This window comes from Nocardioides jensenii JCM 1364 = NBRC 14755 (genome assembly GCF_001552535.1).
In the GTDB taxonomy this organism is placed as follows: domain Bacteria; phylum Actinomycetota; class Actinomycetes; order Propionibacteriales; family Nocardioidaceae; genus Nocardioides; species Nocardioides jensenii.
On sequence record NZ_BCRJ01000085.1, the window covers coordinates 24,412 to 50,114 of the forward strand.

The 25,703-nt window shown below is 69.0% G+C and carries 23 protein-coding genes; 21 read left to right on the forward strand and 2 right to left on the reverse strand.

The genetic code is table 11. The features are described 5' to 3' along the window. Positions 1 to 37: 37 nt before the first annotated feature. The 21 genes from NJ4_RS18280 (at position 38) to NJ4_RS18385 (ending at position 24,464) form a co-directional block, all read left to right on the forward strand. Positions 38 to 1,543 carry a UDP-N-acetylmuramoyl-L-alanyl-D-glutamate--2,6-diaminopimelate ligase gene (locus tag NJ4_RS18280; protein WP_067438367.1) on the forward strand — a complete coding sequence of 502 codons (1,506 nt, stop codon included), beginning with the start codon at positions 38 to 40 and terminating at the stop codon, positions 1,541 to 1,543. Next, positions 1,540 to 2,979 (forward strand): UDP-N-acetylmuramoyl-tripeptide--D-alanyl-D-alanine ligase, encoded by a 1,440-nt coding sequence (locus NJ4_RS18285; protein ID WP_067438370.1) that lies wholly within the window; start codon positions 1,540 to 1,542, stop codon positions 2,977 to 2,979. Before NJ4_RS18280 ends, NJ4_RS18285 begins: the two co-directional genes overlap by 4 nt. Next, positions 2,976 to 4,088 carry a phospho-N-acetylmuramoyl-pentapeptide-transferase gene (gene mraY, locus NJ4_RS18290; protein ID WP_067438373.1) on the forward strand — a complete coding sequence of 371 codons (1,113 nt, stop codon included), beginning with the start codon at positions 2,976 to 2,978 and terminating at the stop codon, positions 4,086 to 4,088. The genes NJ4_RS18285 and mraY overlap by 4 nt, the downstream gene beginning before the upstream one ends. Further along, on the forward strand, positions 4,085 to 5,548 hold the full coding sequence (gene murD, locus NJ4_RS18295; RefSeq protein ID WP_067438474.1) for a UDP-N-acetylmuramoyl-L-alanine--D-glutamate ligase: 1,464 nt from the start codon (positions 4,085 to 4,087) through the stop codon (positions 5,546 to 5,548). Before mraY ends, murD begins: the two co-directional genes overlap by 4 nt. 123 nt (positions 5,549 to 5,671) lie before the next feature. After that, entirely contained in the window at positions 5,672 to 6,874 is a 1,203-nt protein-coding gene (ftsW, locus tag NJ4_RS18300) for a putative lipid II flippase FtsW (protein WP_245644619.1), read from the forward strand. Continuing rightward, a complete protein-coding gene (gene murG, locus NJ4_RS18305; protein WP_067438376.1) occupies positions 6,874 to 7,944 on the forward strand; it encodes an undecaprenyldiphospho-muramoylpentapeptide beta-N-acetylglucosaminyltransferase in 1,071 nt (356 codons plus the stop codon). The genes ftsW and murG overlap by 1 nt, the downstream gene beginning before the upstream one ends. Continuing rightward, complete coding sequence (gene murC / locus NJ4_RS18310) at positions 7,941 to 9,371, forward strand: UDP-N-acetylmuramate--L-alanine ligase (RefSeq protein WP_067438379.1); 1,431 nt, start codon at positions 7,941 to 7,943, stop codon at positions 9,369 to 9,371. The genes murG and murC overlap by 4 nt, the downstream gene beginning before the upstream one ends. Beyond that, positions 9,364 to 10,110, forward strand: a complete 747-nt coding sequence (locus NJ4_RS18315) for a cell division protein FtsQ/DivIB (RefSeq protein ID WP_067438382.1) — start codon at positions 9,364 to 9,366, stop codon at positions 10,108 to 10,110. Before murC ends, NJ4_RS18315 begins: the two co-directional genes overlap by 8 nt. 337 nt (positions 10,111 to 10,447) lie before the next feature. After that, positions 10,448 to 11,767: a cell division protein FtsZ gene (ftsZ, locus tag NJ4_RS18320; RefSeq protein ID WP_067438385.1), complete on the forward strand. Its 1,320-nt coding sequence runs from the start codon at positions 10,448 to 10,450 to the stop codon at positions 11,765 to 11,767. A 12-nt stretch (positions 11,768 to 11,779) separates the two neighbouring features. Beyond that, positions 11,780 to 12,478, forward strand: coding sequence for a polyphenol oxidase family protein (locus NJ4_RS18325; RefSeq protein ID WP_067438388.1), 699 nt, complete (start codon positions 11,780 to 11,782; stop codon positions 12,476 to 12,478). Then, on the forward strand, positions 12,475 to 13,191 hold the full coding sequence (locus NJ4_RS18330; RefSeq protein WP_067438392.1) for a YggS family pyridoxal phosphate-dependent enzyme: 717 nt from the start codon (positions 12,475 to 12,477) through the stop codon (positions 13,189 to 13,191). The genes NJ4_RS18325 and NJ4_RS18330 overlap by 4 nt, the downstream gene beginning before the upstream one ends. Before the next feature lie 56 nt (positions 13,192 to 13,247). Next, positions 13,248 to 13,727 carry a cell division protein SepF gene (locus tag NJ4_RS18335; protein WP_067438395.1) on the forward strand — a complete coding sequence of 160 codons (480 nt, stop codon included), beginning with the start codon at positions 13,248 to 13,250 and terminating at the stop codon, positions 13,725 to 13,727. A gap of 26 nt (positions 13,728 to 13,753) precedes the next feature. Continuing rightward, entirely contained in the window at positions 13,754 to 14,050 is a 297-nt protein-coding gene (locus NJ4_RS18340; RefSeq protein ID WP_067438398.1) for a YggT family protein, read from the forward strand. 109 nt (positions 14,051 to 14,159) lie between these two features. Next, the gene (locus tag NJ4_RS18345) at positions 14,160 to 14,939 is read left to right on the forward strand and encodes a DivIVA domain-containing protein (RefSeq protein ID WP_067438402.1); all 780 of its coding nucleotides are present in this window, start codon (positions 14,160 to 14,162) and stop codon (positions 14,937 to 14,939) included. A gap of 164 nt (positions 14,940 to 15,103) precedes the next feature. Then, positions 15,104 to 16,075 (forward strand): TraR/DksA family transcriptional regulator, encoded by a 972-nt coding sequence (locus NJ4_RS27055; RefSeq protein WP_082748854.1) that lies wholly within the window; start codon positions 15,104 to 15,106, stop codon positions 16,073 to 16,075. Then, a complete protein-coding gene (locus NJ4_RS18360; protein WP_067438412.1) occupies positions 16,048 to 16,602 on the forward strand; it encodes a signal peptidase II in 555 nt (184 codons plus the stop codon). The genes NJ4_RS27055 and NJ4_RS18360 overlap by 28 nt, the downstream gene beginning before the upstream one ends. Further along, a complete protein-coding gene (locus NJ4_RS18365) occupies positions 16,595 to 17,524 on the forward strand; it encodes an RluA family pseudouridine synthase (protein WP_067438482.1) in 930 nt (309 codons plus the stop codon). The genes NJ4_RS18360 and NJ4_RS18365 overlap by 8 nt, the downstream gene beginning before the upstream one ends. A 58-nt stretch (positions 17,525 to 17,582) precedes the next feature. After that, complete coding sequence (locus NJ4_RS18370; protein WP_067438415.1) at positions 17,583 to 18,317, forward strand: GNAT family N-acetyltransferase; 735 nt, start codon at positions 17,583 to 17,585, stop codon at positions 18,315 to 18,317. 194 nt (positions 18,318 to 18,511) lie between these two features. Then, complete coding sequence (gene dnaE, locus NJ4_RS18375; RefSeq protein ID WP_067438418.1) at positions 18,512 to 22,063, forward strand: DNA polymerase III subunit alpha; 3,552 nt, start codon at positions 18,512 to 18,514, stop codon at positions 22,061 to 22,063. Continuing rightward, a complete protein-coding gene (locus NJ4_RS18380) occupies positions 22,053 to 22,580 on the forward strand; it encodes a hypothetical protein (RefSeq protein ID WP_067438422.1) in 528 nt (175 codons plus the stop codon). Before dnaE ends, NJ4_RS18380 begins: the two co-directional genes overlap by 11 nt. Before the next feature lie 264 nt (positions 22,581 to 22,844). Then, positions 22,845 to 24,464, forward strand: coding sequence for a DUF3352 domain-containing protein (locus NJ4_RS18385; RefSeq protein ID WP_067438424.1), 1,620 nt, complete (start codon positions 22,845 to 22,847; stop codon positions 24,462 to 24,464). Between the two features lie 54 nt (positions 24,465 to 24,518). Here the strand turns inward: NJ4_RS18385 and ybaK are convergent, their stop codons facing one another. Further along, a complete protein-coding gene (ybaK, locus tag NJ4_RS18390) occupies positions 24,519 to 25,004 on the reverse strand; it encodes a Cys-tRNA(Pro) deacylase (protein WP_067438427.1) in 486 nt (161 codons plus the stop codon). After that, positions 25,004 to 25,681 (reverse strand): LON peptidase substrate-binding domain-containing protein, encoded by a 678-nt coding sequence (locus tag NJ4_RS18395; RefSeq protein ID WP_067438430.1) that lies wholly within the window; start codon positions 25,679 to 25,681, stop codon positions 25,004 to 25,006. The genes ybaK and NJ4_RS18395 overlap by 1 nt, the downstream gene beginning before the upstream one ends. Between the last annotated feature and the right edge of the window lie 22 nt (positions 25,682 to 25,703).

Genomic DNA, 25,703 nt, shown 5'->3' on the forward strand with positions numbered 1-25,703 from the left:
TCGCGGCCCCGGGACTCGTGCGCGATAGCCTCGCGCCGTGGTGAGCGACAAGGAACCGACGGCGGCCAGGCCCGCCGAGCCCCGACCGACCCCGCTGTCGGAGGTCGCCGGCTGGCTCGGGCTCGACGTCGAGGCCGAGGTCTCGGTCACCGGTGTGTCGCTCAGCTCGCACCGGGTGCTGCCCGGTGACCTGTACGCCGCCCTGCCCGGGGCGCGTGCCCACGGGGCGTCGTACGCCGCCAGTGCCGTCAGCGCCGGAGCCGTGGCGGTGCTGACCGACGCGGCCGGCGCCGAGCTGCTGCGAGACCTCGACGTGCCGGTGCTCGTGGTCGACGAGCCTCGGGCCCGTCTCGGGCGCCTGGCCGCTCGCCTGCACGGCAACCCTGCCGGGAGCATGCGGATGATCGCGGTGACCGGCACCCAGGGCAAGACCACGACCACCCGACTCGCGGAGGCCGCGCTCCAGGGCGCGGGCATCCACGCTGCGGTGATCGGCACGGTCGGCACGCGCGTGGACGGCCAGGACATCGAGACCTCGCTGACCACCCCCGAGGCACCCGACCTGCACGGCCTGTTCGCGATGATGCGCGAGCGCGGGGTCGAGGCGTGCGCCATGGAGGTCTCCAGCCACGCGTTGGTGATGGGACGCGTCGACGGGGTGGTCTTCGACGTCGCGGTCTTCACCAACCTCGGTCGTGACCACCTCGACTTCCACCATGACGTCGAGAGCTACTACGCGGCCAAGGCCTCCCTCTTCACCCCCGAACGGGCCCGGCTCGGCCTGGTCAACCTCGATGACGAGCACGGCCGCCGACTGCTCGCGGAGACCGAGATCGAGATGCGCAGCTTCGCGATCGAGGACCCGACCGCCGACTGGCGGGCCATCGACCTCGACCTGGCCCCCGACGGCTCCGCCTTCACCGTGGCCGGACCCGATGGGGTGCGCGTGCGCACCTCGGTGCCGATCCCCGGCGACTTCAACGTCGCCAACGCGCTGGCCGCGATCGCCGCGGCGGCCGAGGCCGGCTACGACGTCGAGACGGTTGCCCGCGCCCTGGCACTCGGCAACGGCGTGCCCGGACGCCTGGAGCGGGTCCCGGTCCCGCAGGGCTACAGCGTCGTGGTCGACTACGCCCACAAGCCCGACGCCGTCGAGGCCGCCCTGCGTACGCTGCGCCCCCTCACCGCCGGCAGGCTGATCATCGTGATCGGCGCCGGAGGCGACCGCGACACCGGCAAGCGTCCCGTGATGGGTGAGATCTCGGCCCGGCTGGCCGACCTGGTCATCGTCACCAACGACAACCCGCGCTCCGAGGAGCCGGCCGCGATCCGCGCCGAGGTGCTGGCCGGCACGGTCGGCGGCGCCGCCGAGGTGCTCGAGATCGGCAACCGCCGCGAGGCGATCCGCACCGCCCTGCAGCGCGCGGAGTTCGGCGACATCGTGCTGGTCGCCGGCAAGGGACACGAGACCGGACAGGAAGTCGCCGGGGTCGTGCACCCCTTCGACGACCGCGAGGTGGTCCGTGAGGAGGCTTCGCGATGATCCCGATGACGCTGGCCGAGATCGCTGAGGTGGTCGGTGGTGACGTTGTCGGCGATCCCGCCTTCGTCGTGACCGGCCCGGCCTTCGTCGACAGTCGGCAGGTGCAGGCGGGCGGGCTCTTCGTGGCCGTCGTCGGCGAGCGGGTCGACGGCCACGACTACGCGGCCGGTGCGGTGGCCGCCGGCGCGTCCGCCGTGCTCGGCTCCCGCGCCACCGAGGTGGCGACGGTCGTCGTACCCGACCCGGTGGCGGCCCTGGGGCTGCTGGCCCGGCACGTGCTCGACGCGCTGCCCGGCCTCGTCGTGGTGGCGATGACCGGCAGCCAGGGCAAGACCGGGACCAAGGACTACCTCGCCCAGGTGCTCGCCGCGGCCGGACCCACGGTCGCGACGCTGGGCAACCTGAACAACGAGCTGGGCGTGCCGTTGACCGTGCTGCGGGTCACCGAGGAGACCCGCTTCCTGGTCGTCGAGATGGGCGCTCGGGGCATCGGGCACATCACCTATCTGTGCGGCATCGCGCCGCCCTCCGTCGCGGCCGTGCTCAATGTCGGCACCGCGCACGTGGGGGAGTTCGGATCGCGCCAGGCGATCGCGGTCGCCAAGGGCGAGATCCTGGAGGCGCTGCCCGCCGACGGGGTGGCCGTGATCAACGACGACGACGCGCTGACCACGGTGATGGACGCACGCACCAACGCTCGCGTCGTGCGGTTCGGCCTCACCGACCGCCCCGACGTCACCTGGACAGGGGTGTCGTACGACGACCTCGACCGACCGTCCGGCGTGCTCCACGTGTTCGGCGAGCAGCGGCCGGTCACCCTGCGACAGTCGGGGGAGCACCAGCTCCTCAACGCCGGCGCCGCGGCCGCCCTGGCGCACGCTGCCGGGGTCGGCACCGACGACATCGCTGCCCGGTTGTCCGACGCGACCGGTCTCTCGGCGTGGCGGATGGAGCTGCACGAGGTGCCGGACGGGCCCGTGGTGATCAACGACGCCTACAACGCCAACCCGGCCTCGATGCGGGCCGCGATCTCGACACTGCGTGCCATCGCCGGACGCCGCGGTGCGCGCAGCATCGCGCTGTTGGGCGAGATGTTGGAGCTCGGCTCGGACGCCGACGACGACCACCGGGCCCTCGGTGCCCACGCCGTCGACGCCGGCGTCGACGTACTGCTCGTGGTGGGTGAGGCAGCCAGACCGATGCTCCAGGGAGCGGCGAACGTCACACCCGCACGCGGCACGGCGATGTTCGTCGCGGATCGGGCCGCGGCTCTGGCATGGTTGCGCGAGAACACCGACGCGAACGACGTCGTGCTCGTGAAGGCCTCCCGGGCCGCCGGGCTCGAATGGGTCGCCCACGGACTGACCGAGGGTGATCACGCATCAGCACAGGACGATGGGCCCCGGCCCGACCAGATGGAGGAGACGCAGGGATGAGAGCGATCCTGCTCAGTGGTGGGCTCTCGCTGCTGTTGTCGTTGATCGGCACCCGCTATGCGATCAAGGTGCTCTCGGCCAAGGGGTACGGCCAGGAGATCCGCGAGGACGGGCCGACCAGTCACCACGTCAAGCGGGGCACCCCCACCATGGGCGGCACCGTCATCATCTTCGCCAGCGTGATCGGCTACGCGTTCGCCAAGCTGATCACCCAGGACCTCCCGTCGGCGTCGGCGCTCCTGCTGCTGTTCCTCTTCGTCGGACTCGGACTGGTCGGCTTCCTCGACGACTTCATCAAGATCTACAAGCAGCGCAACCTCGGCCTGCGCAGCAAGGCCAAGATGGTCGGGCAGACCCTGATCGCGGTGGTCTTCGGTGCGCTGGCGCTGTCGCCGTGGCTCGAGGACGAGCGTGGACGCACCCCGGCGTCGACCCATCTCTCCTTCATCCGCGACAGCGGGTTCGTGCTGCCCTCGGTGCTGGTGGTCGCACTGATCTGGGTGATCGTGACCGGCACCAGCAACGCGGTCAACCTCACCGACGGTCTCGACGGGCTGGCCGCGGGCGCCTCGGTGATGGTCTTCGGTGCCTACACCCTGGTCAACATCTGGCAGAACAACCAGTGGTGCGGCCAGAACGACATCACCTACGGCCGCTGCTACGAGGTGCGTGACCCGCTCGACCTGGCCATCATCGCGGCGGCGATCACCGGCGCCTGCTTCGGGTTCCTGTGGTGGAACGCCTCCCCGGCCCAGATCTTCATGGGCGACACGGGCTCGCTGGCGCTGGGTGGTGCCCTGGCCGGCCTGGCCATCCTGACCCGCACCGAGCTGCTGCTGCTCATCCTCGGCGGGCTGTTCGTCGTGGTCACGCTGTCGGTGATCATCCAGGTCGGCGTCTTCAAGGCCAGCCGGGCCAGCGGACTGTTCCGGTCGGTGTTCCGGGTCAAGGCCGGGCACCGGGTCTTCCGCATCGCGCCGATCCACCACCACTTCGAGATGCTCGGCTGGGAGCAGGTGACCGTGGTCATCCGCTTCTGGATCATCACCGGACTGTGCGTGGCCACCGGCCTCGGGGTCTTCTACGCCGAGTGGGTGGCGGGCACGTGAGCGTCGATTCCCTGGGCAGGCACGACTCCTGGAAGGGCGTGCGGGCCGCGGTCGCCGGCTTCGGCGTCTCGGGGTTCGCCGCGGCCGACAACCTGCTCTTCCTGGGTGCGACCGTGGTCGCGATGGACGAGAGGGTCGACGGCAAGGAGGAACAGGCCGAGCTGCTGCGCAGCCTGGGTGCCGACATCCGCCTCGGACCGGGAGCCACGGGCACACTCCCCGACGACGTCGACGTGCTCGTCACGTCACCAGGCTGGCGTCCCGACGCTCCACTGCTGGCCCAGGCTCGCGAACGTGACGTCCCGATCTGGGGCGAGGTCGAGCTGGCCTGGCGGTTGCGCGATCCCGAGAACGCCGCCCCGTGGCTCGCGGTCACCGGCACCAACGGCAAGACCACCACCGTCCAGATGCTCGACTCCATCCTCCGAGCCGCCGGCCTGCGCAGTGTCGCGGTCGGAAACGTCGGGCTGCCGATCGTCGAGGCCGTCATGGACCCCGAGCCGTACGACGTCCTCGCCGTCGAGCTCTCCAGCTTCCAGCTGCACTACACCTCCTCGATGGCCGCCGAGTCGGCCGTAGTGCTCAACGTCGCCGAGGACCACCTCGACTGGTACCAGGGCGAGTCCGCGATGGCCGACTACGCGGCCGACAAGGGCCGCATCTTCGAGCACGCGCAACGCGCCTGCATCTACAACGTCGCCGAGCCGATCACCGAGGAGCTGGTCCGCGAGGCCGACGTGCAGGAGGGCGCCCGGGCGATCGGGTTCACCCTGGGCATGCCGGCCGTGGGCATGCTCGGCATCGTCGAGGACATGCTGGTCGACCGGGCGTTCATCGAGCAGCGCGAGAGCAGCGCGGCCGAGCTCTGCACGATCGCGGACCTCGCCTCCCCAGCCCCGCACTTCGTGGCCGACGCCCTCGCCGCCGCGGCGCTGGCTCGGGCCCACGGGGTCTCGCAGACCGCCGTGCGTGACGGGCTGCGCGCGTTCCGTCCCGACGGACACCGCATCGCCCTGGTCGCCGAGCACGCGGGCATCACCTGGGTCGACGACTCCAAGGCCACCAACCCGCATGCAGCCGCCTCCTCCCTGGGTGGCTACGAGAAGGTCGTCTGGGTGGCCGGCGGGCTGGCCAAGGGTGCGCGCTTCGACCAGCTCGTCGAAGCGATGCGCGAGAGGCTCCGGGCCGTCGTACTCCTCGGTGCCGACCGGCATGTGATCGCCGACGCCCTTTCGCGACACGCCCCGGATGTGCCGGTCATCGAGATCGGTGCCGGGGAGACTGGGGCCCAGGAATCACCCATGGACGAGGTGGTGGCGGCTGCTGGTGGCCTGGCCCGGGCGGGCGACACGGTGCTGCTGGCTCCGGGTTGCGCCTCCATGGACATGTTCGCCAACTACGGCGAGCGTGGAGACAGGTTTGCCGAAGCGGTCCGCCGCCACATCGAACGACAGGAATGACCGGAGGGGCACCAGGTGGCCAGTACGACGACCGAGCGTGAATCGGGTGTCGACTCGCCGAGCCGCCCCCGCGTCTCTTCGCGCTCCCGAGTCCCTTCTGGCCCGGCCAGGCTGCTGCACTCCTTGGCAGAGCGCGTCTCCGTCATTCGCAGGGCTCTCGACCGCCCGCTGACGTCGTACTACCTGCTGCTCGGGGCGTCCGCGCTGCTGCTGACCATCGGCCTGATCATGGTGATGTCGGCCTCGAGCGTCTACTCCTACCGTGAGAACGGCGACTCCTACGCCGTGGTCAAGCGCCAGCTGATGTGGGTGGTGATCGGGCTGCCGGTCGCCTGGACGGCGTCTCGGATGCCCCAGCGCGTGATCAGGAAGCTGGTCTGGCCGGCACTGGGCATGTCGATGCTCCTGCTCGCCCTGACCCGCACCCCACTGGGGTTGACCCGCAACGGCCAGACCAACTGGCTGGCGGTCGGTCCGATCGCGATCCAGCCCTCCGAGATCGCCAAGCTCGCGGTGATCCTGTGGGCCGCCCACGTCTACGCGAACAAGCACCGCCGCCTGGGCGAGCTGCACCACGTGCTGATGCCCGTCGTGCCGGGCATGGGACTGGTCGTCGCGCTCGTGCTGCTGCAGCGCGACCTCGGCACCGCGTTGGTGCTGATGGCGATCATGCTGGCCATGCTGTGGGTGGTCGGTGCGCCGGCCCGGCTCTTCGCACTCGCGATCTCGGTGCTGGGAGTGGGCGCGTTCTACCTGGCCACCACCAACGAGGAGCGTCGCGGGCGGCTGTTGAGCTTCGTCGATCCGTTCAAGGAGTACCACGACGCGGGCTGGCAGCCGGCCCACGGTCTCTACGCCCTGGCCACCGGCGGGTGGTTCGGGCAGGGCATCGGGGCCAGCCAGCAGAAATGGGGCGACCTGCCCGAGGCCCACACCGACTTCATCTTCGCCGTGCTCGGCGAAGAGCTCGGGCTGGTCGGCACCCTGCTGGTGCTGGCGCTGTTCCTGACCATCGCCTACGCGGCGATCCGCGTGGCCACCCACACCCGTGACCCGTTCGTGCGCTTCACGACGTTCGGCATCACCGTGTGGCTGCTCGGCCAGATGATCATCAACGTCGGCATGGTGCTGGCGCTGCTGCCGGTCGTCGGCATCCCGCTTCCCCTGGTCTCCTATGGTGGTTCCGCGCTGCTGCCCTCCCTGGTCGCCCTGGGGCTGCTGATCGGGTTCGCCCGCTCGGAGCCCGAGGCCGCCCGTGCGTTGGCGACGCGCAAGCGAAACCGTGCGGCCGGGTTGTCGGCCGGTTCAACTCGTCGAGGAAATTGATGCGCGTCCTTCTTGCCGGCGGTGGATCTGCCGGCCACACCTCACCCCTGCTCGCGACCGCCGATGCGCTGGTGCGACTCGACCCGGCCACCGAGATCACCTGCCTGGGCACGCGCGAGGGTCTCGAAGCCCGCCTGCTGCCGGAGGCCGGGCTGCCGCTGGAGTTCGTGCCCCGGGTGCCGCTCCCGCGCCGGCCCGGCAAGGCGCTGCTGCGCACTCCAGGACGGCTGCGTGCCGCCCGCGCGGCGGCCCTCGACGTGATCGACCGGTTCCGCCCCGACGTCGTGGTCGGCTTCGGCGGCTACGTGTCGGTTCCCGCCTATCTCGCCGCCCGCAAGCGGCACGTGCCGATCGTGGTGCACGAGGGCAACGCGCTGCCCGGCATCGCGAATCGGCTCGGTGCGCGGCTGACCACCCACGTGGCCACGTCGTTCCCCGACACCGAGCTGCGGAATGCGACCTGCACCGGCCTGCCGATCCGGAGGATGATCGCCACGCTCGACCGCGCCGCCCTCCGAGCCGAGGGGCGCAGCGCCTTCGGCCTCGACGCCGACCGTCCCACGCTGCTGGTCACCGGCGGCTCCCAGGGCGCGACCAGTCTCAACGAGTCGGTGGCTGCCGCCGCGCCCGCGTTCGCGGAGGCGGGGATTCAGGTGCTCCACGTGGTCGGGCCCAAGCACGCCCTCGAGGCCCCGGTCACCGGTACGCCGTACGTCGTCCTCAACTATGTCGACCGCATGGACCTCGCCTACGCGGCAGCAGACGCGGTGCTGTGCCGCTCGGGCAGCAACACGGTCACCGAGGTCTCCGGCGTCGGCCTGCCGGCGATCTACGTGCCGTTGCCGATCGGCAACGGCGAGCAGGCACTCAACGCCCGCCCGGTGGTGGACGCCGGGGGAGGCCTCCTGGTCAGCGACCAGGCGCTGACCCCGGAATGGATCGCCGCCACCGTCCCCGACCTGCTCACCGATGCCCCGCGACTGGCGCAGATGGGTGCCGCGGCTGCGCACGTGATCCCCCTGGACGCCGACGAGAAGCTGGCTCGGATGATCCTGGAGGCGGCACGATGAAGATCCCCGTTCCCGACGAGCTGTCGCCGGCCGACGAGCTCGGCCGGGTGCACTTCATCGGCATCGGTGGCGCCGCCCTCTCGGGCATCGCCAAGATCATGGCCCAGCGCGGGCTGCAGGTCACCGGCAGCGACGACAACGACACGCCGTTCCTGCCGGCGTTGCGTGAGCTCGGCGTGACCTGTCACCTGGGCTATGCCGCCGAGCACGTGGGCGGTGCCGACACCGTGGTCGTCACGACGGCCGCTCGCGAGGACAACCCCGAGGTGCTCGAGGCACAGCGACGTGGCCTGCGGATGCTGCCGCGCTCGGCCGGCCTGGCCTCGGTGATGGCCAGCAAGAGCGTGCTCGCCGTGGCCGGCACCCACGGCAAGACCACCACCACCTCGCTGCTGACAATGGCCCTGCTCGAGGCCGGCGCCGACCCGACGTACGCCATCGGTGCCGTGCTCGTGCAGACCGGCAGCAATGCCCACGACGGAGCCGGGGACCTGTTCGTCGCCGAGGCCGACGAGAGTGACGGCGCGTTCCTGGTCTACCGGCCGCATGCCGGAATCGTCACCAACGTCGAGGCCGACCACCTCGACGTGTGGGGCACCGAAGCGGCCTACCGTGCTGCCTTCGTCGAGTTCGTCGACACCCTCGACGACGACGGCGTGCTGGTGTGTTGCCTCGACGATGCCGGCGCCGCTGCGCTGGCCGACGTGGCTCGTGACCGGGGCCGCGAGGTGATCGGGGTGGGAGAGTCCGCCACCGCCGACCTGCGAGCGGTCGACCTCGCCTTCGAGGGGAGCAACTCGCGCTTCACCGTCGTGCGCGGTGACGCGGTGCTCGGCACCGTCGAGCTCCAGATCCCCGGTCGTCACTACGTCCTCGATGCCCTGGCCGCACTCGCGCTCGGCCTGCGACTCGGCTTCCCGTTCGACGCCCTGGCCCGGGGTCTGGCCGGATTCACCGGCTCCCGCCGGCGCATGGAGCACAAGGGTGAGGTCGCCGGCGTTCGTGTCTACGACAGCTATGCCCACCACCCGGTCGAGATCGCCGGTGACCTCCAGGCCGCGCGAGCCGTGGCCGGCGACGGACGCCTGGTCGTCTGCTACCAGCCGCACCTGGTCTCGCGCACCCGCATCTTCGGCACGGCGATGGGGGAGGCGCTCGGCGCGGCGGACGAAGTCGTCGTGCTCGACGTCTACGTCGCCCGCGAAGACCCCGACCCCGAGGTCACCGGTCGACTGATCGCCGATGCGGTCCCGTTGCCGCGCGCGCAGGTGCGGTTCGTCCCGGACCGTGGCGACGCGGCCGGCGTGCTCGTCGACATCGCGCGACCCGGTGACCTGGTGCTCACGCTGGGCGCCGGTGACGTGACCGAGGTCGGCCCCCACGTGCTGGCCCTGCTCGCGGCTCGGGAGGAGTCCGCAGGTGCTTGAGCGCTTCCACCGAGAACGGCCCGACGAGGAGGAGCTGAGCCGGCGGCGCTTCGCTCGCCGCCAGTGGGCCCGCCGCTGGCTGCACCTGCGTGTCGTCCTCATCGGCGCCGCCCTGTTCGTGGCCCTGGTCGTCGGCTGCTGGCTGGTGTTCTTCTCCTCCGTTCTCGCGGTCAAGGGTGTCGACGTCGAAGGCACCAAGCTGCTCACCGAGCAGCAGGTGCTGGTCGCGGCCGACGTACCCACCGGGGAGCCGTTGGCCCGCGCCGACATGGGAGAGATCCGCGACCGGATCGAGGCCCTGCCCGAAGTGGCCTCGGCCGACGTGTCACGGGAGTGGCCCGACCGCATCCTGGTGCGCGTCACCGAGCGCGTGGCAGTCGCCGTCGTGGAGCGCGGTGGCGCGCTGCGAGGCATCGACGCGACCGGTTTCGGGTTCCGTGACTACAAGGTGGCGCCCCCACGTCTGCCCCGCCTGAAGGTCGACGACGACACCGGGACCGAGGCGGTCGCCGAGGGTGCCAAGGTGCTGGCCAGCCTGCCCGCCACCATCGCCGGCAAAGTGGAGTACGTCGAGCTGCACACGGTCGACCAGATCTCCCTGAAGTTGCGCGACGGGCGCACCATCGAGTGGGGGAGCGCGGAGCGCTCCGAGGACAAGTCGAAGGTGATCGCGCTCCTCCTGCGCCAGAAGGCCGACGTGTACGACGTCACCGTGCCCGGGCAGCCCACCACCCGCTGACCTCTCCTCACCCCATGCGCGTGGTTCGTGACGAGATGGTCGTCGTCGTACGCCGGGTCGCACGACAGCTTCGTCGCGAACTATCTCGATTTTGTGGTGACCGTGGCGTGTCCGCCGTGAATCTCGGGTCCGGTCTGTCTACTGTCTTCGACAACGAGAGGTTGACATAACTATAACCCTCCACTTCAGGGTTAAGGTTTTCGGTCAGCTGATCGCAACTTCCCCGCCAGCAGGATCCGCCAGTCGAACCCGGCTGGCAGCACACAGACAACGCACAGGCAGGCCCGACATCTCACGAGGATGACGGGCGACACCGATCAGGAGAGGCACAGCCGCCGTGGCAGCAGCACAGAACTACCTGGCCATCATCAAGGTCGTAGGTATCGGTGGGGGTGGCGTCAACGCCGTCAACCGGATGATCGAGGTCGGGCTCAAGGGCGTCGAGTTCATCGCGATCAACACCGATGCCCAAGCGCTCCTGATGAGCGACGCAGACGTCAAGCTCGACATCGGCCGCGAGCTCACTCGCGGTCTCGGTGCCGGAGCCAACCCAGAGGTCGGCGGCAAGGCCGCCGAGGACCACGCCGACGAGATCGAAGAGGTCATCAAGGGCGCCGACATGGTCTTCGTGACCGCCGGCGAAGGCGGTGGCACCGGCACCGGTGGTGCTCCGGTCGTGGCGCGCATCGCGCGCTCGCTCGGCGCCCTGACCATCGGTGTGGTCACCCGCCCGTTCTCCTTCGAGGGCCGCCGTCGTGCGAACTCGGCCGAAGAGGGCATCGCCCAGCTGCGCGAAGAGGTCGACACCCTCATCGTGATCCCCAACGACCGCCTGCTCTCGATCAGCGACCGCAACGTGTCGATGCTCGACGCGTTCAAGCAGGCCGACCAGGTGCTGCTGCAGGGTGTCTCGGGCATCACCGACCTGATCACGACGCCCGGCCTGATCAACCTCGACTTCGCGGACGTGAAGTCCGTGATGGCCAACGCCGGCTCGGCCCTGATGGGCATCGGCTCGGCGCGCGGCGAGGACCGCTCGGTGGCTGCCGCCGAGATGGCTGTCTCGAGCCCCCTGCTCGAGGCCAGCATCGACGGCGCCCACGGGGTGCTGCTCTCCATCGCCGGTGGCTCCGACCTCGGCCTCTTCGAGATCAACGAGGCGGCCGCGCTGGTCGCGGAGTCGGTCCACCCCGAGGCCAACATCATCTTCGGTGCCACCATCGACGACGCGCTCGGCGACGAGGTGCGCGTGACGGTGATCGCTGCCGGGTTCGACGGCGGCATGCCGAAGCGACGTGACGAGGGCACCGTGCTGCGTCGCCAGGAGCCGCCGCAGCAGACCCAGCAGGAGACCCGCAACGCGGCGCAGGCCCTGGCCAACCAGCGCGCGGCCCAGCAGCCGGCGCAGCAGCCGGCCCAGCAGCCCGTGCAGCAGTCGGCCCCGCAGCAGCAGGGTGGGCAGCAGTCCGGTGCTCCGCAGCGTCGCCCGGCCGCCCAGCCAGCAGGTCAGCCTGGCCAGCGCTCGCCCCAGTCGGGTCAGCCGGCGTCGGGTCAGCCTGCGCAGCAGTCGGCTCCGCAGCGTCCCGCCCAGCAGGCGCCGCGTCAGGTGCAGTTCGACGATGACGACGACCTGGACATCCCCGACTTCCTGAAGTGAGCGCCGCACCACGTGTTCTCGTTCCAGGCCACGCGTGAGGGCGGGGTCGACGGTTCTGCCGTCGACCTCGCCTTCACCGATCGTCGCCACGACCTGGCGGTGGCTGCTGACCCCGAGAACCTGCGGCTGGTCACGCAGGCCTTCGTCCCCGACGCCGAGCAGCCGGCCGTGGTCGGCCTGCACCAGGTGCACGGAGCCGAGGTCGCGGTCGTGGACGAGTCGTACGACGGCCGCGAGCTGGTGGCCGACGCGTTGGTCACCACGGTGGCCGGGCCAGTGCTTCTGGTGCGTGCCGCGGACTGCGTTCCGGTGTTGCTCGCCGACACCGACAACCGGGTGATCGCGGCGGTGCACTCGGGGCGGTCCGGACTGGTCGCGGGCGTCGTGCCGGCGGCCGTGCAGGTGATGCGAGACCTCGGCGCGACCGACATCTCGGCCTGGATCGGACCCCACGTGTGCGGCCGGTGCTACGAGGTGCCCGATCAGATGCGCGCCGAGGTGGCCGCGCTGGTGCCCGAGTCGCATGCGGAGACCTCGTGGGGCACGCCGGCGCTCGACATCGGTGCCGGCGTGCGTGCCCAGCTGCGCGCGCACGGAGTCTCGTGCGAGGACGTCGCTCGCTGCACCCGCGAGGACGACGAGCTCTGGTCCTTCCGACGCGAGGGCGCCGGGGCCGGCCGGCTCGGCGGCCTGATCAGGATCCGGCCATGAGTGGGCCCGCGGTGGGGCGCGAGGACGAGCTGGCCGCGAACCTCGCGACGGTGGAGGCTCGCATCGCCGCGGCGTGTCACGCGGCCGGCCGGGCGCGCGAGGAGGTCACGCTGACCGTGGTCACCAAGTTCTTCCCTGCGTCCGACGTACGCCTGCTGGCGGCCCTCGGAGTCACCGACGTGGGGGAGAACCGTCACCAGGAGGCCGAGCAGAAGGCCGCCGAGTGCGGCGATCTCGACGTCCGCTGGCACTACATCGGTGGCCTGCAGTCCAACAAGGCGGCCGCGGTGGCCGGGTACGCCGACGTGGTCGAGTCCGTCGACCGGGCCAAGCTCGTCAGCCCGCTGGTCAAGGGCGCAGCGCAGCGAGACCGACCGCTCGACGTCCTGCTCCAGGTGAGTCTCGATCCACCGGAGCAGTCCGAGGGCAGGGCGGGTGTGCACCCCGACGACCTGGCCGCGTTGGCGCAGAAGGTGACCGGCACCGGCGAGCTGGAGCTGCGTGGCCTGATGGCCGTGGCGCCACTCGGTTCCGATCCCGGCGCGGCCTTCGCAAGACTGGCCCTCATCGTCGAGCGGTTCCGTGGTGAGCACCCTCGGGCCCAGGTCGTCTCGGCGGGCATGAGCGGTGACCTGGAAGCAGCCATCGCCCACGGCGCGACACACGTGCGGATTGGCCGTGCGGTGCTCGGTGAGCGCCCGAAGATCAAGTAGTGTCCCAACCACAACAGCGCTCCTACAGGAGTGCAGGAGTTCCGGAGGAATGACTCATGAGCGGCGCGATGCGCAAGATCGGTGAGTACCTCGGCCTGCTCGAGGACACCGGCCGGTACCCCGACGACGAGGCCTACGAAGAGTACGCCGACGAACCCACCCGCCCCGCGCGGGAGGAACCACGCCAGGCCACGGTGGCCAGCATTTCCGAGCGCCGTCGCCCACAGGCGGTTCCCACAGCAGGAGTTGTCGCAGAGTTGTCCCGGATCACCACGCTTCACCCGCGCACCTACAACGAGGCGCGCACGATCGGCGAGAACTTCCGCGACGGCGTGCCCGTGATCATGAACCTCTCCGAGATGGACGACAACGACGCCAAGCGTCTGGTCGACTTCGCCGCCGGACTGGTCTTCGCCACCCGAGGCACCATCGAACGGGTGACCAGCAAGGTGTTCCTTCTCTCACCGCCCAACGTCACCGTGGCGGCAGAGGACAAGGAGCGCATTGCTGAAGGCGGCTTCTTCAACCAGAGCTGAACCGACCCGGGAACTGATCTGAACACGTGCGCACCATCGGTTACATCTTCGAGGGAATCCTCTGGTTCTTCCTCGCCCTACTCTGGATCCGCTTCGTCTTCGACTGGGTGCAGGTCTTTGCCCGTTCGTGGTCGCCGCGCGGGCCCCTGCTGGTCTTCCTCGAGCTCGTCTACAGCATCACCGACCCCCCGATCAAGATGCTGCGCAGGTGGATCCCACCGCTTCGACTGGGCAGCGTCGCGCTGGACCTCAGTTTCCTGATCGTGCTGGTCGGCACGTACCTTCTTCTACGGCTCAACCAGGTGGTCTTCCTCTCGAGTTGAGGGCCGTTGAATTGTTGCCGTCGGGTAGCCGGTGCAGATTGGTCACCTAACTGAACTTGCGCCCCAGGCGCTATTGTTCGCAAGACAGACTTTCCGTTGACTAGAACGAATGGGTGAGAGCATGCCGCTGACGCCTGAGGACGTGAGCAACAAGCGCTTTACTCCTGTCCGGCTCCGCGAGGGCTACGACATGGGTGAAGTCGACCAGTTCCTCGACGAGGTGGAGGCCGAGCTCGCTCGCCTCACCAAGGAGAACGACGACCTCCGGTCGAAGCTCTCCGCGGCGCAGTCCGGTGCCCCCGTCGCAGCCGCTCCTGCGGCCCCGGCTCCGGTCGAGGAGAAGAAGCCGGAGCCCAAGCCCGAGCCGACTCCCGCGCCGGTCGCCGCTGCTGCTCCGGTGGCTCCCGCCGCGACCGCGGCCCCGGAGACGATCCGGGTCGAGACGGTGGCGCAGGCCTCCAACGCCGCGGCCCGTCTGCTCGAGATCGCCACGCGCAACGCGGACGAGCTCGTCGAGGACGCCAAGAACGAGGCCGACAAGATCGTGGGTGAGGCCCGCACCAAGGCCGAGCGCCTTGAGTCGGAGTCGAAGGTCAAGTCCGACCGTCTCGAGTCCGATGCTCGCAGCCGTTCTCAGATGCTCGACTCCGAGACCGCTGAGCGTCGCCAGCAGATGTTCGGCGACCTGGAGAAGGAGCGCGACAAGCTCAACTCCGAGGTGGAGAACCTGCGTTCGTTCGAGCGCGAGTACCGCTCCCGTCTCAAGAGCTACTTCACCCAGCAGCTGGAGTCGCTCGACGCGGCTCCGGAGGGTGGACAGCCTGCCGGCGAGACCCCCGCGCAGGCTCCGAAGCGGCTCCGCTCGATCCTCGGCGAGGACGAGGGCTGAGACCCGCAGAGCACGAATTCTCCAACGGCCGGATCCTTCGGGATCCGGCCGTTGGTGTCTCCTGTGCGTGGCAAGTTTGAGTAGTGCTCGTCGAGTGGACTAACCTCCCACCACTTGACTGTGGTTCCCGCCACATCGGCTAGGCCCTAGGAGGCCCGTTTCCCATGGCACGCAGGACGAGAAGATCGTTGGCCGGATCCGCTGCGGCTGCCGCGAAGAAGGTGATCTCGCGCAAGCCGAAATCGGGGGCAGTCAAGGCCGAGCCGGCTGCGAAGAAGGCGGCTCCCGCCAAGAAGGCGGCGGCCAAGAAGGCGGCGGCCAAGAAGGCGGCTCCCGCCAAGAAGGCCGCGGCCAAGAAGGCTGCCGCGACCAAGGCGCCGGCCACGAAGGCGCCGGCCACGAAGGCGTCGGCAACCAAGGCAGCACCTCCGAAGAAGACCTCAGCAAAGAAGACCGCCGCGACCACGACGGCTGCCGCGAAGAAGGCGCCGGCCACGAAGGCGTCGGCAACCAAGGCAGCACCCCCGAAGACGGCGGCGGCCAAGAAGGCCGCCGCGACCAAGGCAGCACCCCCGAAGAAGGCCCCAGCAAAGAAGGCTCCGGTGAAGAAGACTCCCACGACGAAGGTTGCCGCCACCTCGACGGCCTCGCCCGCCACGAAGACGAACGGCAAGACCACCACCGCGAAGGCGGTTCCGGCGAAGAAGACCACTGCCAAGAGGGGGGCTGCGAAGAAGGGGCGGGCCAATCTCGCGGTGCGCGACGACGAGACCGCCTGGACCAAGGGCGAGCTCGACGAGGTGCTCGCCGAGCTCAACGAGCACGCCGACCGGTTGCGGGTCGAGCTCGAGGAGCAGGAGGAAGAGCTCGCCGGGCTGATGCGGGACGCCGGTGACGGTGCCGGTCACGACCAGGCCGACATGGGTGCGACCAGCTTCGAGCGTGACCACGAGCTCACCGTGGTCAACAACGCGCGCGAGATGCTGGCCCAGATCGAACGCGCACTGGTGCGCATCGACGACGGCACCTACGGCATCTGCGAGTCCTGCGGGAACCCCATCGGCAAGATGCGGCTCATGGCCTTCCCCCGTGCGACACTGTGCATGTCATGCAAGCAGCGCGAGGAACGTCGCTGAACGCCAGCGATACACCAGAATCCGACCCGGACGGCTCGTCCAGTCGCATCCGTAGCCTTCAGATCTTCTGGGGGGTGGGCATCACCGGCTTCTTGGTGGACCTCCTCTCCAAGAACTGGGCCCTCGGTTCACTCGAGGGCCGTGGGCGCGTCGACGTACTGGGGGACCTCTTCGGCTTCCGGCTGACCCGCAACCCGGGCGCCGCTTTCAGCACCGGTACGGCGTTCACCGAGGCACTGACCGTCTTCGCGATGGTGGCCGTGTGCGTGGTGGTGTTCCTCTCGTTCCGGGTGCGCAACACCGGCTGGGCCATCGGCTTCGGGTTCCTGCTGGCAGGTGTCAGTGGCAATCTGGCCGACCGCTTGACCCGTGATCCCGGCGTCATGCGCGGCCATGTCATCGACTTCCTCGAGCTGCCGAACTGGCCGATCTTCAACGTGGCCGACATCCTGATCAACCTCGCCGCGGTCACGATCATCGTGATGGCGATCCGTGGCCGCCGCCTCGACGGAACGCTGCATGACTGAGCACCGCACCGTGCTGGTGCCCGAGGGCCTGGCCGGTGAACGCGTGGACACCGCCATTGCCCGGATGTTCGGCGTCTCGCGCACGCGTGCCGCCGAGCTGATCGTCGAGGGCAACGTGCAGGTCGACGGCGGCGAGGTCGGCAAGTCCGACCGGGTGCACCCCGGCGCGATGCTCGACGTCACGTTCCCGCTGCGCAACGACCCGCTGGCGATCAAGGCCGAGATCGTCGAGGGCATCAAGATCATCCACGACGACGACGCGATCGTCGTGGTCGACAAGCCCGTCGGCGTCGCCGTACACCCCAGCCCGGGCTGGTCCGGCCCCACCGTCGTCGGCCACCTGGCGGGTGCCGGCTACCGCATCGCCACCAGCGGCGCGTCCGAGCGACAGGGAATCGTGCAGCGTCTCGACGTCGGTACATCGGGGGTGATGGTGATCTGCAAGTCCGAGCATGCGTACTCGGTCCTGAAGAACGCATTCCGTCAGCGCACCGTCGACAAGACCTACCACGCACTCGTGCAGGGTCATCCCGATCCCTTGACCGGCACGATCGACGCGCCCATCGGCCGCCATCCGAAGTCGGACTGGAAGTTCGCGGTGATGGCCGACGGCAAGCACAGCATCACCCACTACGAGCTTCTCGAGGCGCATCGTTTCGCCAGCCTGATGGAGGTGCACCTCGAGACCGGCCGCACCCACCAGATCCGGGTGCACATGTCGGCGCTCAAGCACCCGTGCGTCGGCGACCTCACCTACGGTGCCGACCCGGTGCTGGCCAAGAGAGTCGGTTTGGAGCGCCAGTGGCTCCATGCCGTGAAGCTCGGCTTCGAGCATCCCGAGTCCGGCGACCACGTCACCTTCGAGTCGGAGTACCCAGCAGACCTCGCCGCCGCGCTCGAGATCATCCGCGAATCCCACTGAGCGTTTCGCCCATCGACGGGTGACCGGCCACCGGGGCGGTGACTGAGAGAATGCGGGCATGTCTTCCGAGCTCACCCTGAGACCGGCCGCGACCGACGATCTCCCGGGCATCGCCGCCCTCTACGAGCGAGTCCGAGCCGCCGCCGTACCCGTCATGCCTCCGGTGGTGCACAGCTCGCAGGAGATCCACGACCACGTCACCGGGTGGGATCTCGGCGCCGGGTTCGATCTCGGTGGGCGCCAGGTCTGGGTGGCCGAGACCGATCGACTGGTCGGGTTCGCGACGTTCACGCAGACCTGGCTCGACTCGTTGTACGTCGAGCCGGCCGCGCAGGGGGCCGGTGTCGGATCGGCGCTGCTCGAGCTGGTGCTCGGCATGCGCCCCGACGGCATCGCGTTGTGGGTCTTCGAGAGCAACGAGCCGGCCCGGTCGTTCTACCGCCGGCACGGCTTCGTCGAGCTCGAGCACACCGACGGCTCGGAGAACGAGGAACGCTCGCCCGACCTGCGGATGGCCTGGCCGGGGAAGCGGCCACTGGACTACCTGCGTGGCCAGATCGATCTGGTCGACCAGGCTCTGGGGCACCTGCTGGCTCGACGTACGGCACTCACCGCGGCGGTGCAGGAGCGCAAGCCCACCGGTGGACCAGCCGGCCGGGACCCCGCCCGGGAGCACGGGATCGCGCTCCGCATCGCGGCGCTGGCGCCGGCCCTGGGCGTCGACCGGGTGGCCCGGATCGTCGACGCGATCATCACCGAGTCACTCGACGCCTACGAGCATCCGCCGGAGTGAGGCGGTGCGTCGGTCGGCTGTCCGTGCGTCCTGTCAGGATGGCTCCGACCGGTCACGTAGTCTGGCGTTCTTCCCCTCGCCTGTGAACAAGCACTGCGAACAGGCACTGTGAAGAGGCGCTGTGTTCGGCGCCGGGCTGCCGCCTCGGCCCGTTTGACCCTGCCCGTTGCTCACTGTTGGGAGACGCTCCACCGATGACGTCCGACTCCTTCGTGCACCTGCACGTGCACACCGAGTACTCCATGCTTGACGGAGCCGCGCGACTCGGTGACATGGCGGAGCGCACGGCCGAGTTGGGCATGCCGGCCATCGCGATGACCGACCACGGCAACGTCTACGGCGCCTACGACTTCTACCGCAAGGCCAAGGCTGCCGGGGTCAAGCCGATCATCGGCACCGAGGCCTACTTCACGCCCAACATCTCCCGTTTCGAGCGCAAGGGCGTCAACTTCTACGACGGCGGCTCCGACGACGTCTCCGCACGCGGTGCCTACACCCACATGACGCTGCTCTCCGAGACCACCGAGGGCATGCACAACCTGTTCCGGCTCAACACGGGGGCGTGGCGAGACGGCTTCTTCAAGCAGCCGCGCATGGACCGTGAACTCCTCGCCAAGCACGGCAAGGGCATCATCGGCACCACCGGCTGTCCCTCGGGCGAGATCCAGGTCCACCTGCGCTACGGCAAGTACGACGAGGCCCGCAAGGTCGCGGGGGAGTTCCAGGACATCCTCGGCAAGGAGAACTACTTCCTCGAGCTGATGGACCACGGACTCTCCATCGAGAACCGCGTCCGTGACGGTCTGCTCAAGCTCAGCAAGGACCTCGGCATCCCGCCGATCGCCACCAACGACTCCCACTACGTCCGCAAGGAAGATGCGAAGAGCCAGGAGCACCTGCTCTGCATCAACTCCGGCTCCACGATGACGATCCCGGCCGGCGACGGCCCCGGACAGCGCTTCGCGTTCAGCGGTGACGGCTACTACATCAAGTCCCCGGCCGAGATGCGTGAGCTCTGGGAGGGCAAGTACCAACTCCGGGAGGCCTGCGACAACACCTTGCTGATCGCCGAGCGGTGCAATGTCGAGTTCACCGAGGGCAACGGCACCTTCATGCCACGTTTCCCCTGCCCGCCCGGCGAGAACGAGGACTCCTGGCTGATCAAGGAGGTCGAGACGGGCCTGCAGTTCCGCTACCCGAACGGCATCCCCGACGACGTCCGCAAGCAAGCCGAGTTCGAGCTCGGCGTGATCACCCAGATGGGGTTCCCCGGCTACTTCCTGGTCGTCGCCGACTTCATCAACTGGGCCAAGGACAACGGCATCCGGGTCGGCCCGGGTCGTGGCTCGGGGGCCGGGTCGATGGTCGCCTACGCGATGCGCATCACCGATCTCGACCCGCTCAAGCACGGGCTGATCTTCGAGCGCTTCCTCAACCCCGACCGCGTCTCGATGCCCGACTTCGACATCGACTTCGACGAACGTCGTCGCGGCGAGGTGATCAAGTACGTCACCGAGAAGTACGGCGACGACCGGGTCTCCTACATCATCACCTACGGCACCATCAAGGCGAAGCAGGCCGTCAAGGACTCCTCGCGCATCCTGGGCTATCCGTTCGCCATGGGTGACCGGATCACCAAGGCGATGCCGGCGGCAGTGATGGGCAAGGACGTCCCCCTCCAGGACATCTTCAAGCCCGACCACAAGCGCTACGGCGAGGGTGGCGAGTTCCGTGCCCTCTACGACGGCGACAACGACGTCAAGACCGTCGTCGACACCGCCATCGGCATCGAGGGCCTCAAGCGTCAGTGGGGCGTGCACGCGGCCGGTGTGATCATGTCGAGCGAGCCGCTGATCGACATCATCCCGATGCTCAAGCGCCCCGCCGACGGCGCCATGATCACCCAGTTCGACTACCCGACCTGCGAGGCGCTGGGCCTGATCAAGATGGACTTCCTGGGGTTGCGCAACCTCACGGTCCTCGACGACGCGGTCAAGAACATCAAGGCCAACCGTGGCGAGGACCTCGTCCTCGAGGAGCTGGAGCTCACTGATCCGGCCACCTACGGGCTCCTGCAGCGGGGGGAGACCCTCGGGGTCTTCCAGCTCGACGGCGGGCCGATGCGCGCCCTCCTGCGGTCCATGCGGCCCGACACCTTCGAGGACATCTCGGCCGTCGGCGCCCTCTATCGTCCGGGCCCGATGGGCGCCGACTCGCACAACAAGTACGCCCGCCGCAAGACCGGCCGTGAGCCGGTGGAGCCGATCCACCCCGAGCTCGCGGAGGCGCTCGAGGACGTCCTGGGTGAGACCTACGGCCTGATCGTCTATCAGGAGCAGGTGATGGCGATTGCCCAGAAGCTCGCCGGATACTCGCTCGGACAGGCCGACATCCTGCGCCGGGCGATGGGCAAGAAGAAGAAGGAAGAGCTCGACAAGCAGTTCATCGGGTTCTCCGGGGGCATGAAGGAGCGTGGCTACTCCGACGATGCGATCGACACGCTCTGGAAGATCCTGCTGCCGTTCTCCGACTACGCGTTCAACAAGGCGCACTCCGCGGCGTACGGCGTCGTGTCCTACTACACCGCCTTCCTCAAGGCCAACTACCCGGCCGAGTACATGGCCGGGCTCCTGACGTCCGTCAAGGACGACAAGGACAAGATGGCGATCTATCTCAACGAGTGCCGGCGCATGAAGATCCAGGTGCTGCCGCCCGACGTCAACGAGTCCGCCTCCAACTTCACCCCGGTCGGGAACGACATCCGTTTCGGGCTCACCGCCGTCCGCAACGTCGGCCACAACGTGGTCGAGGGCATCGTCGGCGCGCGCGAGGAGAAGGGCCGCTACACCGACTTCAACGACTTCATGGAGAAGGTTCCGGCGCTGGTCTGCAACAAGCGCGTGATCGAGTCCCTGGTCAAGGCCGGTGCCTTCGACGAGATGAAGCACAAGCGACGCGCCCTGGTCGCCATCCACGAGACCGCGGTCGACCAGTACGTCGACATCAAGCGCAACGAGGCGATCGGCCAGGACTCACTCTTCGGCGGCCTGGACGACGACGCCGGCGGTGGATTCGGCATCTCGGTGGCCATCCCCGACATCGAGGACTGGGACAAGATGACCCTCCTCGGGCACGAACGGGACATGCTGGGGCTCTACGTCTCCGACCACCCGCTCCTCGGTCTGGAGCACGTGCTCTCCCAGGGCACCGACTGCAGCATCGGCCAGTTGATGCTCGACGAGGACCGCCCGGACGGCTCCACCATCACCGTCTCCGGTCTGGTGACCTCGGTGCAGCGCAAGATCACCAAGCGCGGTGACACCTGGGCGATGGTCACCCTCGAGGACCTCGACGGCGCGATCGACGTCCTGCTCTTCCCCAGCTCCTACCAGCTGGCCGCGACCTACCTCACCGAAGACGCGATCCTCACGGTCAAGGGCCGGCTCTCCCGGCAGAAGGACCAGCCCGAGATCCACGGCCAGGAGGTCTCGCTTCCCGACCTCAGCGACGGACCCAGTGGTCCGGTCGTGATCAGCCTGCCGGCCACCCGCTGTACCGCGCCCGTGGTCGAACAGCTCAAGGAGGTGCTGGCCACCCACCCCGGCATGTCCGAGGTGCAGCTCAAGCTGCTGGCCCGTGCCTCCACGACCGTGATGCGGCTCGACGACCGACTGCGCGTGACGCCGAACTCGGCGCTCTTCGCCGACCTCAAGCAGCTCCTCGGGCCGGGTTGCCTTGCGCAGTGAACACAAGACCCTGATCAGGGACGTCCTGGTCGTGGTGGTCGCCTTCGTCATCGCGGGTGCCCTCGGCGGCTGGTTGTGGCACCACCTGTGGGCCCCGGCACCCGAGGGTGTGGTGGTCGAGCACGTCGCCCACTTCGATGACGACGCGGACTTCCGAGGCACCGGTCTCTATCTGCCGATCGCGGCCGGCATCGGTCTGCTCCTCGGGCTGGTGATCACCTGGGTCTTCGAGCGCGACGAGGTGGTCACCCTGCTGGCTGTGGCTGTGGGGTCCCTGCTGGGTGGGTTGGTCATGCTCTGGGTGGGCCACACCCTCGGTCCCGAGTCGGCCTCCGAGTTCGCGGAAGGTGCCAAGGACTGGGAGACGGTCACCGGCGACCTGCATGCCGCATGGCTGCCGGTCCTGCTCTCGTGTCCCGGCGGCGCCCTGCTCGGTTCGGTCATCGTTCTCTCATGTTTCACAAGCAGGCATGACAGGGAACCGATCGGGGTAGGGTCACCGTCTGACTCGACGTGATGTCAGCGACACAGATGGGGGAGACCCGTGACTTCTGAATTTCCACCGGGCGGTGCGCCGGACCCGAACCAGGGGCCCTACGGTCAGCCGGGCTTCGGAGCCCCGGGCCAACCGGCCCCCGGTCAGTCCGGTGCGGGCCAACCCGATCCCGGCCAGCCGCCGTACGGCCAACCGCAGTACGGTCAGCCGTCGTACCCGCCGACCTCAGGGCAGCCGAACTACGGTCCGGGCCCGCAGCAAGGCTCGGGTCCGGTTTACGAGCAGATGAGCACGGGCTCAGGTGCCCCGGTCCCACCGGGCTCCTCGGGGGGCAAGCGCGGGCGCAGGGGCCTGGTCATCGGTCTCGTTGCCGGTGCGGCGGTGCTCGCCGGCGGCGGGGTGTGGGCGTGGCAGGCGTTCTTCGCCCAAGGTCCGCAGCCCGCCGAGGCGTTGCCCGACAACACCCTCGCCTACGTCTCGGTCGACCTCGACCCCTCGGGTGAGCAGAAGATCGAGGCCCTCAAGACGCTGCGCAAGTTCCCGGCCTTCAAGGAGAACGTCGGCCTCGACACCGACGACGACGTCCGCAAGAAGATCTTCGACGAGATCCAGAACTCCGGCGCCTGCGAGGAGCTGAAGTACAAGGACGACATCGAGCCTTGGCTCGGCGACCGTGCCGCCATGGCGGTCGTCGATCAGGGCCACGAGTACCCCGACCCGGTGTTCGTCGTCCAGGTCAAGGACCAGGACGAGGCCAAGGACGGCCTCAACAAGCTGGTCAACTGCGGCAACGAGGCCACCGGTGAGAGCGAGGACATCGGGGGCTACGCCTTCAACGGTGACTGGGTGATCCTGGCCGAGACCGAGAAGATCGCCGAACAAGTGGTCTCCGACGCCAAGGACGCCAGCCTGGAGGACGACGGTGACTACAAGAAGTGGACCAAGGCCGCCGGCGATCCTGGTGTGCTGAACTTCTACGCCTCCCCGGAGGGCGGCGACGCACTGGCCGAGCACGCCGACGAGCTCTTCGGCGCCGGCGAGGCCATGGCCTCCTCTGACGACGGCACTGACTACTCCTCGTCCGAGCCCGAGATCCCGGCCGAGCTCACCGATGCCCTGAAGGACTTCGAGGGCGGCGCCGGCACGGTGCGTTTCGACGACGGCAACCTTGAGGTCGAGTTCGCGACCGGCCAGCTGAACACCTCGACCAGCAAGGTGATCAGTGGTGACCGTGGCGACGACACTCTCTCCACACTGCCCGACAGCACCGCGGTCGCCATCGGCGCCGGCTTCGAGGAAGGCTGGGCACAGGTCCTCCTCGACCAGTTGAAGCCGGTCATCGAAGAAGAGTCGGGGATGTCCTACGACGAGGCGATCGCCGAGGTCGAGTCCGAGACCGGACTGTCGATCCCCGACGACGTCGAGGCTCTCCTGGGCGAGTCGTTCGTGATCGCGCTGGACAGCAACTTCGACGCCTCACAGATCGAGTCGATGGGCCCGGCGGACTTCCCGGTCGGGGTGAAGATCAAGGGTGACGCCGACGAGATCGAGGCGGTCCTCGACAAGATTCGTGCGCAGATGGGCACCGACGCCGACGCGATCACCTCCACCAGCAAGGACGGCTACGTCGTGGTGAGCCCGAGCCAGGGCTACCTCGATGACCTGGCCGAGGGCGGCAACCTGGGTGACGACAAGACCTTCACCTCGGTCGTGCCCGAGGCCTCGGACGCCTCGGCGATCATCTACGCCAACTTCGATGCCGACAACTGGCTGGTCGACCTGGTCAAGGATCTCGGCGCCCCGGGCGAGGTGGTCGACAACGTCGAACCGCTCGAGGCCCTGGGCATGAGCTCCTGGACCGAGGGCGACGAGGTGCACACCCTGCTGACGGTGACCACGCAGTGACCTCCGTCCGCGAGCCGGCAGTCGTCGCAGGACGAGACGACTACCGGCTCGCGGTCAACGGGCGATGATCGCGACCCGGGCACCGATCAGGGCCACCAGGTCGACCGGCGCCACCTCGAGGTCGAGGCCGCGCCTGCCCCCGGAGACGAAGATGGTCTCGTGGCCCAGCGCGGACTCGTCGATCACCGTGGGGTGCGCCCGCTTCTGCCCGATCGGTGAGATGCCCCCGACCACGTAGCCGGTTGCCCGTTCGGCGGCGGCCTGGTCGGCCATGGTCGCCTTGCCGGCTCCGACGGTCTTGGCCAGCGCCTTCAGGTTCAGCTGGTGGGTCACCGGGACGATGCCGACGACCAGGGCCCCGTCGGCGGAGGCTAGGAGGGTCTTGAACACACGGCCGGGCTCGACGGCCAGCGCCTCGGCCGCCTCCAGCCCGTAGCTCGCGGCGCGGGGGTCGTGGACGTAGGGGTGGGCGGTGAAGTCGATGCCGGCCCGGTCGAGCGCGACCGTGGCCGGCGTACCACCGGCGGCCTTCTTGGCCATCAGTTGGGGGACCACCCGGTGCGCGCCACCTCGGTGGCGGGCAGTGAGGGCAGGACGGTCATGGCCGCGATCTCCTCACGCATCAGGTCGATCAGCATGGCCAGCCGGAGGGTGGTCGGCTCCGCCTCGAGCAGGAGCTGACGGTCGCGGAGGGTGAGCAGGCAGGTGCCGGCCAGGCTCCACGACAGGTACGCCGGATCGTGCGGGAGATCCCCGGTCAGCACCTGCTCGCCCCGGATGCTGGAGAGCACGTCGCGGTAGTTGTCGAACGTGGTGCGAGCCAGCTCGCTGATCGTCTCGTTGGCCGGATCGGGCGCATCGTCGGGGTCGTCGAGCAGGGCCACCTCACCGGCCAGGAACTCCCCGGTGGTCTGCAGCGCCTCCAACCGCAGCCTTCCGCGGCCGACCGCGACGATGTCGAAGGTGCCGTCGTCGTGAGACTGCACCTCGGTCAGCTGCAGCACACAGCCGATGCGGTGCAGGGACTGGCCGCCGCGCTCGCCCACTTCGTAGCCCTCGCGGATGGCCACCGAGCCGAACAGTCGCTCCGCCGGGTCGTCGATGCGCAACAGTTCGTGGACCAGAGCCCGGTAGCGCTCCTCGAAGACCCGCAACGGCACGGACAGACCGGGAAACAGCACCGTGTTCAGAGGGAACAACGGCATCGTCTCGGTCATCTCTCCACACTATCGGCTGCGG

Bases quoted from the DNA above. Each gene is read 5' to 3' on its own strand.
- dnaE (WP_067438418.1), top strand. From the start codon at position 18,512: ATGACGTCCGACTCCTTCGTGCACCTGCACGTGCACACCGAGTACTCC.
- NJ4_RS18395 (WP_067438430.1), bottom strand. From the start codon at position 25,681: ATGACCGAGACGATGCCGTTGTTCCCTCTGAACACGGTGCTGTTTCCC.
- NJ4_RS18370 (WP_067438415.1), top strand. From the start codon at position 17,583: ATGTCTTCCGAGCTCACCCTGAGACCGGCCGCGACCGACGATCTCCCG.
- NJ4_RS18360 (WP_067438412.1), top strand. From the start codon at position 16,048: ATGCAAGCAGCGCGAGGAACGTCGCTGAACGCCAGCGATACACCAGAA.
- ybaK (WP_067438427.1), bottom strand. From the start codon at position 25,004: ATGGCCAAGAAGGCCGCCGGTGGTACGCCGGCCACGGTCGCGCTCGAC.
- murG (WP_067438376.1), top strand. From the start codon at position 6,874: ATGCGCGTCCTTCTTGCCGGCGGTGGATCTGCCGGCCACACCTCACCC.
- mraY (WP_067438373.1), top strand. From the start codon at position 2,976: ATGAGAGCGATCCTGCTCAGTGGTGGGCTCTCGCTGCTGTTGTCGTTG.
- NJ4_RS18345 (WP_067438402.1), top strand. From the start codon at position 14,160: ATGGGTGAGAGCATGCCGCTGACGCCTGAGGACGTGAGCAACAAGCGC.
- NJ4_RS27055 (WP_082748854.1), top strand. From the start codon at position 15,104: ATGGCACGCAGGACGAGAAGATCGTTGGCCGGATCCGCTGCGGCTGCC.
- NJ4_RS18335 (WP_067438395.1), top strand. From the start codon at position 13,248: ATGAGCGGCGCGATGCGCAAGATCGGTGAGTACCTCGGCCTGCTCGAG.
- murC (WP_067438379.1), top strand. From the start codon at position 7,941: ATGAAGATCCCCGTTCCCGACGAGCTGTCGCCGGCCGACGAGCTCGGC.
- NJ4_RS18385 (WP_067438424.1), top strand. From the start codon at position 22,845: ATGAGCACGGGCTCAGGTGCCCCGGTCCCACCGGGCTCCTCGGGGGGC.
- NJ4_RS18365 (WP_067438482.1), top strand. From the start codon at position 16,595: ATGACTGAGCACCGCACCGTGCTGGTGCCCGAGGGCCTGGCCGGTGAA.
- NJ4_RS18330 (WP_067438392.1), top strand. From the start codon at position 12,475: ATGAGTGGGCCCGCGGTGGGGCGCGAGGACGAGCTGGCCGCGAACCTC.
- NJ4_RS18285 (WP_067438370.1), top strand. From the start codon at position 1,540: ATGATCCCGATGACGCTGGCCGAGATCGCTGAGGTGGTCGGTGGTGAC.